A 15,880-nucleotide genomic window follows, 5' to 3' on the forward strand; every position below is an offset into this window, starting at 1 on the left:
ACCGGCGTTCTTGGAACGATCCAAGACTCGCCGGCATTGAACCAGAGACCGAGCACGACCGCACGCCAAGAATGGGAGAGACCCGACATGCGTACGTTCATCCGAAGCATCCTGCGGCGCGTCAACGCCTACACCCTGTGGGCCTTCAACCCCCAGCCCGAGCTCACCAGCCGCTACGACCGGGTCGCCTGACCCTCACCCGCCCGGCTGGGCCGATGGTGCGCGGCTATGTTGACCCGCATGGAGTACGTGGAGTCGCTGCTCGACCTGGTCGGCAACACCCCGCTCGTGCGGCTCAACAGGACCCTCGACCTGGACGGGTCTGCCGAGCCGCTGGTGCTGGCGAAGGTCGAGTACCTCAACCCCGGCGGCTCCGTGAAGGACCGGATCGCCGCGCGGATGGTCGAGGCCGCCGAGGTCTCGGGCGAGCTCCAGCCGGGCGGCACCATCGTCGAGCCGACCTCCGGCAACACCGGAGTCGGGCTGGCGATGGTCGCCCAGGCCAAGGGCTACCGGTGCATCTTCGTCTGCCCGGACAAGGTCAGCGAGGACAAGCGCAACGTGCTCAAGGCGTATGGCGCTGAGGTTGTGGTCTGCCCGACCGCGGTCGCCCCGGAGCACCCGGACTCCTACTACAACGTCAGCGATCGGCTCTCGCAGGAACCGGGTGCCTGGAAGCCCGACCAGTACTCCAACCCGAACAACCCGCGCTCTCACTACGAGACCACCGGTCCCGAGATCTGGGAGCAGACCGAGGGGCGCATCACACACTTCGTGTGCGGAATGGGCACCGGCGGCACGATCACCGGCGTCGGTCGCTACCTCAAGGAACGCAGTGCCGAACGAGGAGGGCCCCAGGTCCAGATCATCGGGGCGGACCCGGCCGGCTCGGTCTACTCCGGCGGCACCGGCCGGCCGTACCTGGTCGAGGGCGTCGGTGAGGACTTCTGGCCCGAGACCTACGACCGGTCGGTCACCGACCGCGTGATCGAGGTGTCGGACGCCGACTCGTTCGCCTTCACCCGCCGGCTCGCCCGCGAGGAGGCGATGCTGGTGGGCGGATCGTCCGGGATGGCGGCGTACGCCGCTCGGCAGGTCGCGCGCGAGTTGGCCGGTACGCCCGAGGGCCCCGGCGCCGTGATCGTCGTCCTGCTTCCGGACTCCGGGCGCGGCTACCTGACCAAGGTCTTCAACGACGAGTGGCTCGCGCAGTACGGCTTCGCCACCGACTCGGCGACCACCGATCAGACCGTCGGCGAGGTGCTGCGCGGCAAGGACGGGCGGCTACCCGACCTGGTGCACACCCACCCGAACGAGACCATCGCCGAGGCCGTGGCGATCCTCCAGGAGTACAGCGTCTCCCAGATGCCGGTGGTCCGGGCCGAGCCCCCGATCGTCGCGGCCGAGGTCGCCGGATCGGTGTCCGACCGCACCCTGCTCGACGCCTTGTTCACCGGCGCCGCTCACCTCACCGACCGGGTCGAGGACCACATGTCCCCCGCGCTGCCGACGATCGGGTCCTCGGAGTCCGCCCGTGCCGCCGTCGCGATGCTCGAGGACGCCGACGCCGTGCTGGTCCACGAGGACGGCAAGCCGGTCGGGGTGCTGACCCGCCAGGACCTGCTGACCTTCCTCGCCAACTCCTGAGTCTCCGGGCGCTCTCACCGGCCTGACGAGGAGAACGGGTCGCATCCTGCGACGATCTCTTCATGAGCGAGACGGTGATCGAGGCACTGGACGCGGCTCGGGCGGCGTACGCGCAGGCGACCGAGGCACTTCGACTGGCGGAGGCGGCCGCGCGTGACGTCGGGGTCGAGGTGCCGCCGACGATCGTGGACGAGCTGACCGTGAAGCGGATCAACGTCGTCGAGGACGACGGCACCCTGCGGGTCATCCTCGGCAACTCCACGGTCGGAGAGACGATGCCGGTCCGCGGGCGGCTCGTGCCGCACACCACTCGCACCGCGATGGCGGGCCTGCTGTTCGTCAACGACGAAGGCACCGAGTGTGGGGGCCTGACGTTCGGCGGTCGCCGACGCGAAGCGGGCAAGGAGCAGCTCGCATCGCTGACCTTCGACGACTTCGAGCAGAACGAGGGCTTCCGGTTCGGAATGGTCCAGGAGGGCTCGATCATCGAGCGATATCTGGAGTTCTCCGACATCCCGGACTGGTCGATCGCGGACATGATCGAGGAGATGGAGGGACTCGACGACGACGCGGCCCGCGAGGTGCAGGAGCGCTACTTCGGAGGGGTGGACGGCCTCGGCCGGTCCCGCCTGCGCCTGGCTCGCGAGGACGACGGCTCTGTCCGGCTGCTTCTGCGGGACGCCCGAGGACGGGACCGGCTGCGGTTCGTCGTACCGGCCGACGGTGAGCCGCTGGCGGAGATCCTGGACGCTGACGGGGTTCCGAAGTCCCTGCTGCCGGAGTGAGTGATCGCCCGCACGAGCCCGGTTCTCCCCACGCGCGGCGGTGCACCTTGCTAGAACTAGTGCATGGGCGAGCGCTCCTCGGGGATCCGCGTCTTCCTGCTCGACGACCATGAGGTCGTCCGGCACGGACTGCGCGCGTTGTTGGAGTCGGCCGGCGACATCGTCGTGGTCGGCGAGTCCGGCCTGGCCGCGGAAGCGACCGCCCGCATCCCGGCGCTGCACGCCGACGTCGCGGTGCTCGACGCGCGGCTTCCGGACGGCTCCGGCGTCGAGGTCTGCCGGGCGGTCCGCGCCGTCGACCCGAACGTCCGGGCGCTGATCCTCACGTCGTACGACGACGACGAGGCGCTGTTCGCCGCGATCATGGCCGGTGCCTCCGGCTACGTGCTCAAGGAGATCGCCGGTCATGACCTGGTCGGCGCCGTGCGCCAGGTGGCGGCCGGCAACTCGCTGATCGACCCCGCGCTGACCGCCCGGGTGCTCGACCGGGTGCGCAACGGTCCGGCCACCGTGCCCGAGCTCTCCGAGCTCACCGAGCAGGAGCTGAAGCTGCTCGGCCTGATCGCCGAGGGCCTCACCAACCGCCAGATCGGCGAGCGGATGTTCCTGGCCGAGAAGACGGTGAAGAACTACGTCTCCAGCATCCTGTCCAAGCTCGGACTGGAGCGCCGTACCCAGGCGGCCGTGCTCGCCTCCAAGCTCCTGGGCACCGTGGACCGGGGCTGACGCCCGCGGCACCCGGCCGAGACCCCTCCTGAACGTCCTCCCTGGATGGGACGTTCGACCCGCGAAAGCATGACCATGCACCCTGATGCATGATATAACCTTAACGGAGTCTTGATCCGGACGGTGACCACCCCCCATGGGCCGCCCATCCCCCCGGAGACCCGGGGTCCCGGCCAGACGGGGAAGGCCGGCCCCGGGTCTTTACCTTTCGCGCGCGGTGGCATCGAGGACCCGGTCGGCCCGGCCCCGGGTCTGCGCCACGAGTGCGGCGTTCGCATCGTCCACGCGAGCCACCCATGCATCCGCCTGCGCTGGTGACTTGCCGAACTCCACGTGGCGTGCGACCAGCCGCGCTCGGCGTACCTCGTCGGCACAGTCCAGGAACCACACCTCGTCCAGCGCCGCGCGCACCGCACGCCACTCCGGGCCGTCCAGCAGGAGGTAGTTGCCCTCCGTCACGACCAGCTCGGCCTCCGGCGCAACGGCGATCGTCGCGGCGAGCGGCTGCTCGAGGCCGCGCTCGAAGCCCGGTGCCCAGACGACGTGGCGGCTCTCGCGCACTCGGTGGAGGAACGCGGCGTACCCCCACGCGTCGAACGTCTCCGGTGCACCCTTGCGATCGAGGAGGCCGAGCGAGATCAGCGCGACGTCGGCCAGGTGGAAGCCGTCCATCGGCACGTACGCCGTCCGCACCCCGCCCCGCTCGGACTCGGCGACCAGCCGTTCCGCGTACGTCGTCTTGCCGGCACCGGGCGCTCCGGCGATGCCGATGATCCGTCGACGCATGGGGCCAAGTCTGGCTCACCGCTTGCCGTCGCACCGACCTGGTGACGCTCATGCCGGCACCCGGTGCTGGATCATCTGCGCCGCGAGCACGACCGGCACCTGGAGGTCGCGAACCGGCTCGGCAGGGGACTGACCCCCCGACGTTCCCGGATCGCGGATTGCCTGCCGGACTAGCGTGGGCGACGTGAGCACCCCACGACCTTCTTCGCCTCCCCCGCTTCGCTTCTCCGCCGAACGACGCCGCGGGGACACCGCATGACAGACGCACCCACCCTTCGCACCCTCGGACAGCTCCGCGAGTCCGGTCACGTCCAGAAGTCCCTGCGTACCGAGCTGCGTGACAACCTGTTGGCCAAGCTCGCCGCCGGCGACGACCCGTGGCCGGGCCTGCACGGCTTCGACGAGACGGTGATCCCCCAGCTCGAGCGGGCCCTCCTCGCCGGACACGACGTCGTACTCCTCGGTGAGCGCGGCCAGGGCAAGACCCGGCTGCTGCGCTCGCTGGTCGGCCTCCTCGACGAGTGGACGCCGGTGATCGCCGGAGCCGAGCTCGGCGAGCACCCCTGTGCCCCGATCACGCCGGAGTCCCGACGCCGCGCCGAGGAGCTCGGTGACGAGCTGCCCGTGGAGTGGCGCCACCGCGACGAGCGGTACGCCGAGAAGCTGGCCACCCCGGACACGTCGGTCGCCGACCTGATCGGCGACGTCGACCCGATGAAGGTCGCCGAGGGCCGCCGCCTCGGTGACCCCGAGACCATCCACTTCGGGCTGATCCCGCGCAGCCACCGCGGCATCGTCGCGATCAACGAGCTGCCCGACCTCGCCGAGCGGATCCAGGTCGCGATGCTCAACGTGATGGAGGAGCGCGACATCCAGATCCGCGGGTACGTGCTGCGGCTGCCCCTCGACACGCTCGTCGTCGCCAGCGCCAACCCCGAGGACTACACCAACCGGGGGCGGATCATCACGCCGCTCAAGGACCGGTTCGGGGCGGAGATCCGCACCCACTACCCGACGGAGCTCGAGGACGAGATCGCGGTCGTCCGGCAGGAGGCGGAGCTGGTCGCGGAGGTGCCGGATCACCTGATCGAGATCCTGGCCCGCTTCACGCGCAACCTGCGCGAGTCGAACTCCGTCGACCAACGGTCGGGCGTCAGTGCCCGTTTCGCGATCGCCGGGGCGGAGACGGTGGCGGCGTCCGCACTGCACCGCGCCACCCGCCAGGGCGAGGAGCACCCGGTCGCGCGCATCGTCGACCTCGAGCCCGCGGTCGATGTGCTCGGCGGCAAGATCGAGTTCGAGACCGGCGAGGAGGGTCGCGAGAGCGAGATCCTCATCCACTTGCTTCGGACGGCGACCGCCGAGGCCGTCCGCAGCCACTTCCGCGGCATCGACTTCGCTCTGCTGGTCGACCGGATCGAGGCCGGACAGATGGTGACGACCGGTGAGCAGGTGACGGCCCGCGACTTCCTGATCGGCCTTCCCGTGCTGGGTGAGTCCGACCTCTACGACCAGGTCTGCGAGCGGCTCGACGCCGGCAACGACGGCGAACGCGCCGGCGCCATCGAGCTGGCCCTCGAGGGTCTCTACCTGGCCCGCAAGATCAGCAAGGAGTCCGGCGGCGGGGAGACCGTCTATGGCTGACGACTTCCCAGTGGTTCTGACGGCCGGTTCGCTGCGCGCGGATCCGTCGGCGGGATGCCTGCTGCCGCACGCGTGGACGGACACCGGAGTGGTGATCCAGACCGTGCCGAACGGCGCGGGCGTGCTGCACGTGGCGGTCGCCCTGTGCGTGCTCAACGACACCTTCCGCGAGGCGATCGAGCGCGAGGTGCCGGTGGCGGGGGTCAAGGTCTCGGCCCGAGGCGAGTTCGACGAGGAGACCTGGCAGTCGACCGGGATCGCCTACGAGGTGGAGGTGGACTCGCCGGCGTCGGCCGACGACGTCGCGGAACTGCTGGAGCACGTCGACCGGGTGGCCGAGGTCCCGCGTGCGCTGCGGGCCGGGATGACCGTGGAGCGGGCCCGTGCCTAGGCGACACGAGGCGCGCTCGCGCTACACGCCGTACGACGGAGGTCCCGACCCGCTGGCTCCTCCGGTCGACATCGCCGAGGCGCTCGACTCGATCGGCGAGGACGTGATGGCCGGCTACTCGCCCGAGCGGGCGATGCGGGAGTTCCTGCGACGTGGCGGCCAGAGCCAGCGCGGCCTGGACGACCTGGCCCGCCGGATCGCGGAGAAGCGGCGCGAGCTGACCCAGCGGCACAACCTCGACGGCACGCTCCAGGAGGTTCGCGAGCTGCTCGACCATGCCGTCCTCAGCGAGCGCGGACAGCTGGCACGCGACATCTCGATGGACGACGGAGACCGGGCGCTGCGCGAGCTCACCCTGGACAACCTGCCGCCCTCGACCGCGGCCGCGGTGAGCGAGCTGTCGACGTACGACTGGCAGAGCCGCGAGGCGCGCGAGGACTACGAGAAGATCAAGGACCTCCTCGGTCGGGAGATGCTCGACCAGCGGTTCGCCGGCATGAAGCAGGCCCTCGAGAACGCCACGGACGAGGACCGCGCGGCGATCAACGAGATGCTCACCGACCTCAACGACCTGCTGTCCAAGCACCAGCAGGCAAGAACCAGTGAGGACACCGCCGCTGTCGACAGAGCCTTCGCCGACTTCATGGACAAGCACGGCGAGTTCTTCCCGGAGAACCCGCAGAACGTCGAGGAGCTGATCGACGCGATGGCCCAGCGTGCTGCGGCCGCCCAGCGGATGATGAACTCCATGACCGCCGCGCAGCGGGCGGAGCTGATGGCGCTCGCCGCGCAGGCGTTCGGCTCGCCCGCGCTCATGCAGCAGCTCGCCCAGCTCGACGCGAGTCTCCAGGCGCTCCGGCCGGGGGAGGACTGGAACGGCTCGGAGCGCTTCGACGGCGAGCAGGGCCTCGGCCTCGGCGACGGCACCGGTGTGCTCCAGGACATCGCCGATCTCGACGACCTCGGCGAGCAGCTCGCGCAGTCCTACGACGGCGCCCGGCTCGACGACATCGATCTCGACAAGCTCGCCCAGCAGCTGGGCAACGACGCGGCGGTCGACGCGCGGACGCTCCAGCGGCTCGAGCAGGCGCTGCGTGACTCCGGCTACCTCAAGCGCAGCAGTGACGGCCAGCTCAAGCTCAGCCCGAAGGCGATGCGCCAGCTCGGCAAGGCGCTGCTCAAGGACGTCGCCACCCGGATGAGCGGCCGCCAGGGCCAGCGCGACCTGCGTCAGGCCGGCGCGGCGGGCGAGCTGTCCGGCGCGACGCGGGAGTGGCAGTTCGGCGACACCGAGCCGTGGGACGTCACACGCACGATCACCAACGCCGTGCGAAGGACGGTGGGCGAGGGCGGTTCGGTCCGTGAAGGCCTGCGTCTGCGGGTGGACGACGTCGAGGTCTCCGAGACCGAGGCGCGCACGCAGGCCGCGGTCGCGCTGCTCGTGGACACGTCGTTCTCGATGGCCATGGACGGCCGCTGGGTGCCGATGAAGCGCACCGCTCTCGCGCTGCACACGTTGATCCGCTCGCGGTTCCGCGGCGACGCCCTCCAGCTGATCGGCTTCGGCCGGCATGCGCAGGTGATGGACATCGAGGAGCTCACCGGCCTCGACGCGATGTGGGACAAGGGCACCAACCTCCACCACGCATTGCTGCTGGCCAACCGGTTCTTCCGCAAGCATCCGAGTGCGCAGCCGGTGCTGCTGATCGTCACCGACGGCGAGCCGACCTCACACCTCGAGCCGAACGGCGAGGTCTACTTCGAGTACCCGCCCCACCCGTTGACCGTTGCCTACTCGGTCCGCGAGCTCGACAACTCCGGCCGACTCGGCGCCCAGACGACGTTCTTCCGGCTCGGCTCGGACCCCGGGCTCGCCAGGTTCGTCGACTCCATGGCGCGGCGGGTCGATGGGCGCGTCGTCGCCCCCGAGCTCGACGACCTGGGCGCGGCCGTGCTGGGTTCGTACCTCGGCTCCCGTGGCCCGGCCGGGCTGGGTGACCACTACGGCGACTGGTTCGGCGACCGCGGGCACTGGGTCGAGTGAGGACGTTCAGCCGCGACGAAGTCGCGGCGAAACGGCCGGCGCGAGGCCGCAGCGAGCTTGCTCGCAAGGCGGCCTGACACCGGCCCGGCGGGCCCGGATCGGCTTTATGCGGGAGTCGAGGCGCTCACCACGGTTGGCGTCCTTGCAGGCGTCGCCTGCTGACAGCGGATCCGCCGGCCGGTAGGTTGACGCGCCCGACCGTCATTTCGGGAGTGTCCATGGACCAGCCGTTGCGGGTGCTCGTGAGCGCCGGAGCCTCCGGAATCGGAGCCTCGATCGCCGAGCGTTTCCGGGCCGACGGCGCCGAGGTGAGCATCTGCGACCGTGATCAGGCCGCCGTTCGGATCGCGACCCAGATCGACCCGGGCCTGCACGGCGTGGTCGGCGATGTCGCCGACGCCGGTGACGCGGCGCGCTGGGTCGAGGGGGTGGTCGACCTGTGGGGAGGTGTCGACGTCCTCGTCAACAACGCGGGCATCGCCGGCCCAACGGCTCTGGTGGAGGACATCGACCCCCGAGCGTGGCGCGACTGCCTTGCGGTCAACATCGACAGTCACTTCCTGCTGGCCCGACTCGTCGTCCCACACATGAAGACGCAGCGATCGGGCGCGATCGTGACCATCTCGTCCACGGCCGGGCTCTACGGCTACGGCATGCGCACGCCGTACGCCGCAGCCAAGTGGGCGGTGATCGGTTTCACGAAGTCGCTTGCGATCGAGCTCGGCCCTTTCGGGATCCGCGCGAACGTCGTGGCTCCCGGTGCCGTCGAGGGTCCACGCATGGGCCGGGTCATCGAAGCCGAGGCCGCCCAGCGCGGGGTCGCGGCCGACGTCGTGCAGCGGGAGTACGTCCAGAGCCAGTCGATCCCGCGCTTCGTCAAGCCCTCGGAGATCGCCGACATGTGTGCATTCCTGGCCTCATCGCGGGCCTCGATGGTCAATGGCCAGGTGATCGCGGTGGACGGCAACACCGAAACGTTCCACATCGCGTCCCGCTGATCGGGTCGGCTAGGCTGACCGAACAATCAGTCAGGAGCCCTGCGATGGATCCCACCCACCTGGCGACCGACATCGCTTCGCCGACGAACACGCCGGAGTCGAGAGCCAGCGACAAGCCGTCCACCGCCACGCGCAGCCTGCCCGGCATCGCCTACACCGATCCCGTGCTGTACGAGCACGAGGTCACCGAGGTCTTCGAGCGAGCCTGGATCCTCGCCGGCCATATCTCCGAGCTGTCCGAGCCCGGCCACTACGTCACCGCGAACGTCGGCCGCGAACCGGTCGTCGTCGTCCGCGGCCACGACGGCGAGCTGCGCGCCATGTCGAACGTCTGCCGGCATCGGGCGTCGACGATCCTCGAGGGCACCGGTCAGACCCGGTCGGTGATGCGCTGTCCCTATCACGCGTGGACCTACGAGCTCGACGGTCAGCTGGCGGCGGCGCCGTCCGGCCAGGGGTTCGCGTGCCTCGACCGCGATCAGGTGGCGCTGCCGCAGTTCCGGCTCGGTGTCGTCGGTGGCCTGGTGTTCTGCTGCACCGATCCCGAGCAGATGTCGCTGGAGGAGATGCTCGGCCCGGTCGGGCCGTATCTCGAATGGCTGAACGTCTCCGGCCTGCAGGTGCACCGCGGCCCCGGGGGAGCTCGGTGGACCGAGGACTTCGAGGAGAACTGGAAGATCCTCGCCGACAACTACTACGAGGACTACCACGTCCCGGTGGCCCACCCGACCCTGGTCCGGCTGATCGATGTCAAGGAGACCATCGGCGACAACAACGACTGGTGCGAGTGGTCGCGGGTGCCGTACCGCACGCGGCCGTCGCGCGATCCCCGCGAGCGTGAGTACCAGAGCCTGATCCGCCGGATGCCGGGAATGCCCGAGGAGTTCGAGAACGCGATGGGCCACGTCTGCATCTGGCCGACGACCTTCTTCGAGATCTATCCGCACCACATCGACATGTGGCAGCTGGAGCCCGCAGGGGTGCAGCGGACGCGGGCGACGACGATGACGCTGGTGCACCCGGACGAGGGCCAGCAGGATCGGCGGGCGCGTGAGCTGATGCGCGAGCTCAACGTCGACATCATGGGCCAGGACGTCGACATCACCACCCGGGTGCAGCGCGGCGTCCGGGCGCCGTCGTACCACTCGGGCATCCTCAACGACGAGCAGGAGTTCTCGGTGATCCGCTTCCAGCAGCGGCTGCGCGAGCTGCTTCCGCGGATCGCCGAGCTCGAGGCGACGGCCACGGGGGAGCGCAGCGTTGCCTCATCCTGACGCCTGGCTCTTCCTGCCTCCGGAGGTCGAGGCGCTGGTGCCGCCCCTCCTCGCTCGCCTCGCAGCCACCGGTGGCGGCTCGGCGGATGACGTCGAGCGCGACCTACGCAATCGCATCGAGACGTTGATCCTCGAGGGCGACGCCGAGCAGTGGCGGACATTTCTGCGCGAGGCGACCACGATCGTGGCCGAGTACGCCGGCAACGACGCCGAGGCGCGCACGCTGCTCGCCTCGATTCTCGACGATCAGTTCTTGCTCGCTCGCGCCGTGGTCGACCTGGAAGACACCGACCTCGATGCGCGCCGTCAGCTGGCTCGCGCCGGCGCGACACCCCCGCGCTCGAGCCGCACGTAGTCCGCCCGAGGATCGGGCACGTGTCCTCGTTCCGGCATGGCGTGCCGGACCGCGACGGGTACGAGTACGCCGCGGGCGCTGCTGCCGCAGAGCCGGACCGCGGCACGGGCATCTCCTGCCCGGTCGCCAGATCCGGTTTCGACGATCCGACTCAGTTCGAAGGCGGCCCGACAGCGATCGGCGGGACCGGCGGCGGACCACCGTCAGGGCCGGTCAGCTGGTGACGTCCTTGGTGGACAGCCGCGCCCACGCTGCGGCGAGGAACACCACGACGTACGACGCGGCGAGCCAGAGCCCGGCGACGATGTTGTTCCAGGCGATCGGGTCGCGGAACAGGTCGCCGAAGTCCAGCCAGTGGTGGGTCAGCAGGTAGGGGTGCAGCCATCCCACTTGGGGGATCGAGTCCAGCAGGTACGACGCCGAGCTGAACATCACGGTGGCGATGGTCGCCGCGATCGGCTGCTCGGTCAGGGTCGAGGCGAACAGCCCGAAGGCGCCCAGCGCGGCGAGCCCGCACGCGAGGTACGCCGCAGCGAGCACGACGCGGAGGAGTCCCGCGCCGAAGGAGACCTGGGTCCCCGACAGCAGGGTCATCGACCCACCGCCGAACAGGGCGACGCCCATCACCATGCCGACGACCGCGACCACGAAGGTGGCCACGAACGCGCCGACGACGACGGCGGCGTACTTCACCACCAGTAGGCGCCACCGCGTCACCGGAACGACGAGCAGGTAGCGCAGCGTGCCGATGTTGGCCTCGCCCGCGACGCTGTCACCCGCGACCACCGACACCGCGAGCGGCAGGAACAGTCCGATCTCCACGGTGAGCGCGGCCAGCGCGACGAAGAGCCCGTTCCCGGTGATCGAGCGGAAGAAGTCCGGCGCGTCCTGGCCGGGTTGCGAGAGCGTGCTCTTCACCGAGATCGAGATCAGGACCGGGACCAGCGCCAGGACCAGCAGGCCTGCCTGGTTGCGCCGGCGTCCCATCATCAGCCGGACCTCGGAGCGGAAGAACCGGGTCGACAACGCCGCGCGCGGCGTCCGCGTGAGCGTCCGGCTCGGTACGTCAGCCACTGACATCGAAGCCCTCCCCGGTCAACGAGACGAACACGTCCTCCAGCGTCGGCCGCCCGACCCGGAAGCCGGTCACGGCGACGCCCGCGTGGACGCACGCGGCCACGACCTTCTCGGGGGCAACGTCCCCGAGGTGGCCGGTGACACTGGTCCCGCCGGTGCGGATCTCGCTGAGACCGAGCTCGCGCATGACCCGGGCCGCGTCACCCGGCGCATCGGTCTCGACGGTCGCCTCGGTGTCGCCGTCGGACCGCAGCTGCGCACTGGAGCCCTGGGCGACCAGCCGCCCGACGTGCATCACCCCGAGGTGGGTGCACATCTGCTCGACCTCGGAGAGCAGATGGCTCGAGACCAGCACCGTGGTCCCGTCGCCGGCCAGCGACCCCACCAGCTGGCGCACCTCGCGGGTGCCCTGCGGGTCGAGCCCGTTGGTCGGCTCGTCGAGCACGAGGAGGTCCTTGGGCGTCAGCATGGCGGCGGCGATCGCGAGCCGCTGCCGCATCCCGAGCGAGTAGGCCCGGTAGCGCTTGCCGGCGGCGGCCAGCAGGCCGACGCGATCGAGCGCGGCGTCGACCCGGCGTACCGCGGTCGACGAGTCGGCGGTCAGGTCGGCGGCGTCGAGGCGGAGCAGGTTGCGCCGGCCCGAGAGGTAGGGGTGGAAGGCCGGCCCCTCGATGAGGGCGCCGATCGCCGGCAGGACGCGGGCGGCCGCGTGTGGCATCCGCTCGCCGAACACCTCGATCTCACCCTGGGTGGCCGCGACGAGCGCGAGCAGCATCCGGATCGTGGTGGTCTTGCCCGAGCCGTTCGGGCCGAGGAAGCCGTAGACCGAGCCGACCGGGACCTCGAGGTCGATCCGGTCCACGACCGTCTGCGACCCGAAGCGTTTGCTCAGGCCCCGGGTGCGGACCGCGAGCTCGGTCACCGGTGGGAGAGCGCGGCGTACAGCATCTGCGGCGGCACCGCGCCGATCGCCACGCGCCCGTCGTCGGTGAGCACGGCCGAGACCAGTGCGCTGCGCAACAGGTGGCCCGAGCCCCACGACCCGGACACGGCGGGGAGCTTGCCGAGCATCCCCTCGAGGCCGGACTGGCCCGCCTCGGAGCTCGCGGGCAGCTGCGCGACGAGCACCGTGGTCCAGCCCTTTCCGACGACGTCGGGTGCGGCCCTGGTGGCGCCGCTCCGGGGATGCGCGTGCGAGCTGCTGCGCGGGACCTCACCCTGCTTGACGGTCGCGCCGGGCGGCGGCTGGAACCCGAACACGGACGCCTCCGGCGTCGCGGTCGAGAACGACGTGAAGCCCACCTGGAACGCCGGGCTCGACGAGCCACGCGCGAAGACCTGGACGCGGGTCGGGATGTGCGTGACGCCGTCGATCGCGATCCGGACCGAGCCGATCAGCGAGCGCGAGTCACGAGGGACGAGCGACAGCTCGTACGCCGGGCGCCCGGCGACCGTGGCGGTCGGGTCGGTGCTCACCTGGGTGGTCGGATCGATCGCCTTCAGCGCCGCCTGTGCCGCCTGTTGCGGGGTGGTCGCAGTGCCGATGGCCGATCCGGGCTCCATCGGCGTGCCGTGCTCACCGGCCGGGACGGTCCAGTGGGTAGCGGTGTTGTCGTGGCTGGACCAGGACCAGAGGTCCGTGCCGTTGCGCACGAGGTCGGACTCACCGAGCTGGCCGAGGAGGGCCAGCCGAACGCGGTCGGGACCGTCGTACCAGACCCGCATCGTGTGGGAGCCGGAGACGAGGGAGGAGAAGCTCGCGGCGCCGCCGCCCGGGCCTCCCTGGCCGGCGATCGAGGGCAGGGCCGGCAGCCCCAGGTCGGTGGTCTCGACCACGGTGCCGGACAGCGCCGTGACCCGGGCGTTGCTGACGTCTGCAAGCAGTTGCGCCGCCGTCCGGGGCGGCAGAGAGCCGTGGGCGCTGGCCGTGACGGCGTCGACCAGGGGTCCGGCTCCGATCACGGCGACCGCGGCCACGGCGGGGACGGCCCAGCGGGCCTTGCGGGAACGCAGGATCTGCAGGGAGGTCATGTCCGCCATCATGACTCGCAGGCGCTGTGAGTCTGCTGAGAACCTGTGCCGGCACTCAACCGGCGCTCAGCCGGCGCCGTGACGGTGGGCCCGCCCGCCATGTCAGGGTGAGCCCATGCGCCTGCTGGTCGTCGAGGACGAGACGAGGCTGGCGCGCGCCTTGCAGCGTGGGCTGACCGCAGACGGGTTCACCGTCGACGTGGCCCTCGACGGCGTCACCGGGCTCGAGCGGGCACGCGACGGGCAGTACGACGCGGTCCTGCTGGACGTGATGCTGCCCGGGCTGTCGGGCTACGAGGTGATCAAGCAGCTGCGCGCGGCTCACGTGTGGACGCCGGTGATGATGGTGTCCGCCAAGGACGGTCCCTACGACCAGGCCGACGGTCTCGACTACGGCGCCGACGACTACCTCGTCAAGCCGTTCGACTACGTGGTACTCGTCGCCCGGCTGCGTGCCCTGCTCCGCCGGCAGAGCGACCCGCGCCCTCCGGTGCTCGCGCACGGCGACGTACGACTCGACCCCGCCACCCGAGAGGTCACCATCGCCGGCAACGACGTATCCCTGAGTCGGCGCGAGTACGAGCTCCTGGAGTTCCTGCTGCGCCACCCCGGTCGCGTGATCACCAAGACCGAGCTGCTCGACCGGGTCTGGGACGCCCGCGGCGTGGGCTACGAGCCCAACGTCGTCGAGGTGTACGTCGGGTATCTCCGCCGCAAGCTCGGTCCCGGCCTGATCGAGACGGTGCGCGGCGCCGGGTACCGGCTGGCGCCATGACCGGCTGGTGGGCGCGCCGGTCGTTGCGTGCCCGGCTGATGGTCATCGGACTGCTCGGCCTGGCCGTCGCTCAGGCCGTCGGCAGCGTCGCGCTCTACGCGGCGCTCTCGGTGGCCGGCCGCCACGACCTCGACGGCCGCGCCCAGGCGACGGCGCAGCAGGTCGCCGACCTGGTCACCTCCGGACGCCTGCCGAACCCGATCCCGGTCACCGGCTCGGAGTCGGTGCAGGTCGTCGACGTACACAACCGGGTGCTCAGCGCCTCGGCGAACGGCGACCGCCTCACCCCGTTGCTCACGCCGAGCGAACGCGCCCGGGCCCTCTCGTCCCCGGTCACCGTCCCGGGCTCGCGACTCGGCATGAGCTCGAGCCTGCGGGTGTATGCGACCCGGGCGTCCGCTGGGGACGGCGCGCCGCTCGTGATCGTGGCGGAGCCGGTCGCCGACCTCGCCCGCAGCCAGCACCTGCTCGTGGTCGTCCTGCTCGTCACCTATCCGTTGCTGCTGCTGGTGCTCGGCCTGATCGCCTACCGCGTGATCGGGCTGGCGCTTCGTCCGGTGGAGTCGCTGCGTGCCGCCGCCGAGCGGGTCTCGGGGGCGGGTCAGGACGAGCGACTGCCCGAGCCCGCGTCGAGCGACGAGATCCACGCGCTCGCCGTCACGCTCAACTCCATGCTGGCCCGGCTCGGCGCGGCCCGTGATCGGGAGCGCAGCTTCGGCGCGGACGTCGCCCACGAGCTGCGCAGCCCCCTGGCCTCGCTGCGCACGCAGGTGGACGTCGCGCGACGCCACGGCGCGAGCCGGGCCGAGCTCGACGACCTCGGTCGGGACGTCCAGCGGCTGTCCTCGCTGGTCGAGGACCTGCTCGTGCTGGCCAGGCTCGACGTGGACGAGCACCCGTCCCCGCCGGACCCGCCGGTCACGCCGTCGGAGGTGCTGCCGAGGTTCGCCGACCAGTCGGGGGAGGTGGTGGTGGACGTCGGGGCGGTCGACGCCGGTGACCTGCCGCTGGCCCCGCTCGAGCTCGAGCAGATCGTCGGCAATCTGGTCGAGAACGCCCGCCGGCACGCTTCGTCCCGCGTCGATCTGACCTTCCGCCGTACGTCGGAGGGGGGAGTGGTCTCGGTGTCCGACGACGGCTCCGGCATCCCCGTGGGCGACCGGGAACGGGTCTTCGACCGTTTCGCTCGGCTGGACGAGGCCCGCGATCGCGACAGCGGCGGCACCGGGCTCGGCCTCGCGATCGCGCGTCAGCTCGCGCGGCGAAGGGGCGGGGACATCGTCCTGGGCGACTCGCCCCGAGGTGGGATGCTTGCGGAGGTTCGGTTCCCTTCCTCACCCGGGTCGT

The 15,880-nt window shown here is 70.9% G+C and carries 15 protein-coding genes; 11 read left to right on the forward strand and 4 right to left on the reverse strand.

The window, feature by feature from the left end:
• The first annotated feature begins 240 nt into the window (after positions 1 to 240).
• The 3 genes from VGJ24_RS06970 to VGJ24_RS06980 all read left to right on the forward strand — a co-directional run bounded on the left by VGJ24_RS06970 (position 241) and on the right by VGJ24_RS06980 (position 3,158).
• Positions 241 to 1,647 carry a cystathionine beta-synthase gene (locus tag VGJ24_RS06970; protein WP_331499791.1) on the forward strand — a complete coding sequence of 469 codons (1,407 nt, stop codon included), beginning with the start codon at positions 241 to 243 and terminating at the stop codon, positions 1,645 to 1,647.
• Positions 1,648 to 1,709: 62 nt separating this feature from the next.
• Positions 1,710 to 2,432, forward strand: coding sequence for a hypothetical protein (locus VGJ24_RS06975; RefSeq protein ID WP_331499792.1), 723 nt, complete (start codon positions 1,710 to 1,712; stop codon positions 2,430 to 2,432).
• Positions 2,433 to 2,495: 63 nt separating this feature from the next.
• The gene (locus VGJ24_RS06980; protein WP_331499793.1) at positions 2,496 to 3,158 is read left to right on the forward strand and encodes a response regulator transcription factor; all 663 of its coding nucleotides are present in this window, start codon (positions 2,496 to 2,498) and stop codon (positions 3,156 to 3,158) included.
• Positions 3,159 to 3,359: 201 nt separating this feature from the next.
• Here VGJ24_RS06980 and VGJ24_RS06985 read toward each other — a convergent pair whose 3' ends face one another.
• Positions 3,360 to 3,944, reverse strand: a complete 585-nt coding sequence (locus VGJ24_RS06985) for a nucleoside/nucleotide kinase family protein (RefSeq protein WP_331499794.1) — start codon at positions 3,942 to 3,944, stop codon at positions 3,360 to 3,362.
• Positions 3,945 to 4,199: 255 nt separating this feature from the next.
• Between VGJ24_RS06985 and VGJ24_RS06990 the strand changes: the two genes are divergently transcribed.
• The 6 genes from VGJ24_RS06990 to VGJ24_RS07015 all read left to right on the forward strand — a co-directional run bounded on the left by VGJ24_RS06990 (position 4,200) and on the right by VGJ24_RS07015 (position 10,650).
• Positions 4,200 to 5,588, forward strand: coding sequence for a magnesium chelatase (locus VGJ24_RS06990; protein WP_331499795.1), 1,389 nt, complete (start codon positions 4,200 to 4,202; stop codon positions 5,586 to 5,588).
• Positions 5,581 to 5,979 (forward strand): OsmC family protein, encoded by a 399-nt coding sequence (locus VGJ24_RS06995; protein ID WP_331499796.1) that lies wholly within the window; start codon positions 5,581 to 5,583, stop codon positions 5,977 to 5,979. Before VGJ24_RS06990 ends, VGJ24_RS06995 begins: the two co-directional genes overlap by 8 nt.
• Positions 5,972 to 8,023 (forward strand): VWA domain-containing protein, encoded by a 2,052-nt coding sequence (locus tag VGJ24_RS07000; protein ID WP_331499797.1) that lies wholly within the window; start codon positions 5,972 to 5,974, stop codon positions 8,021 to 8,023. The genes VGJ24_RS06995 and VGJ24_RS07000 overlap by 8 nt, the downstream gene beginning before the upstream one ends.
• Before the next feature lie 218 nt (positions 8,024 to 8,241).
• The gene (locus VGJ24_RS07005; RefSeq protein WP_331499798.1) at positions 8,242 to 9,021 is read left to right on the forward strand and encodes an SDR family oxidoreductase; all 780 of its coding nucleotides are present in this window, start codon (positions 8,242 to 8,244) and stop codon (positions 9,019 to 9,021) included.
• A 44-nt stretch (positions 9,022 to 9,065) separates the two neighbouring features.
• The gene (locus VGJ24_RS07010) at positions 9,066 to 10,295 is read left to right on the forward strand and encodes an aromatic ring-hydroxylating dioxygenase subunit alpha (RefSeq protein ID WP_331499799.1); all 1,230 of its coding nucleotides are present in this window, start codon (positions 9,066 to 9,068) and stop codon (positions 10,293 to 10,295) included.
• The gene (locus VGJ24_RS07015; RefSeq protein ID WP_331499800.1) at positions 10,282 to 10,650 is read left to right on the forward strand and encodes a hypothetical protein; all 369 of its coding nucleotides are present in this window, start codon (positions 10,282 to 10,284) and stop codon (positions 10,648 to 10,650) included. The genes VGJ24_RS07010 and VGJ24_RS07015 overlap by 14 nt, the downstream gene beginning before the upstream one ends.
• Positions 10,651 to 10,863: 213 nt before the next feature.
• On the opposite strand, the gene VGJ24_RS07020 is transcribed toward VGJ24_RS07015, so the two are convergent.
• The 3 genes from VGJ24_RS07020 to VGJ24_RS07030 are packed head-to-tail and all read right to left on the reverse strand — an operon-like array spanning position 10,864 to position 13,758.
• On the reverse strand, positions 10,864 to 11,730 hold the full coding sequence (locus tag VGJ24_RS07020; RefSeq protein WP_331499801.1) for an ABC transporter permease: 867 nt from the start codon (positions 11,728 to 11,730) through the stop codon (positions 10,864 to 10,866).
• Positions 11,717 to 12,649, reverse strand: coding sequence for an ABC transporter ATP-binding protein (locus tag VGJ24_RS07025; protein ID WP_331499802.1), 933 nt, complete (start codon positions 12,647 to 12,649; stop codon positions 11,717 to 11,719). Before VGJ24_RS07025 ends, VGJ24_RS07020 begins: the two co-directional genes overlap by 14 nt.
• A complete protein-coding gene (locus VGJ24_RS07030; RefSeq protein ID WP_331499803.1) occupies positions 12,646 to 13,758 on the reverse strand; it encodes a hypothetical protein in 1,113 nt (370 codons plus the stop codon). The genes VGJ24_RS07025 and VGJ24_RS07030 overlap by 4 nt, the downstream gene beginning before the upstream one ends.
• 115 nt (positions 13,759 to 13,873) lie before the next feature.
• Here VGJ24_RS07030 and VGJ24_RS07035 point away from each other — a divergent pair, with 115 nt between their 5' ends.
• Positions 13,874 to 14,533 (forward strand): response regulator transcription factor, encoded by a 660-nt coding sequence (locus VGJ24_RS07035; protein WP_331499804.1) that lies wholly within the window; start codon positions 13,874 to 13,876, stop codon positions 14,531 to 14,533.
• Positions 14,530 to 15,880, forward strand: a 1,351-nt coding sequence (locus VGJ24_RS07040; protein WP_331499805.1) for a HAMP domain-containing sensor histidine kinase, incomplete at its 3' end; no start/stop codon positions are given. The genes VGJ24_RS07035 and VGJ24_RS07040, both read left to right, overlap by 4 nt.

The organism is Nocardioides sp. (genome assembly GCF_036493135.1).
Taxonomy (GTDB): domain Bacteria; phylum Actinomycetota; class Actinomycetes; order Propionibacteriales; family Nocardioidaceae; genus Nocardioides.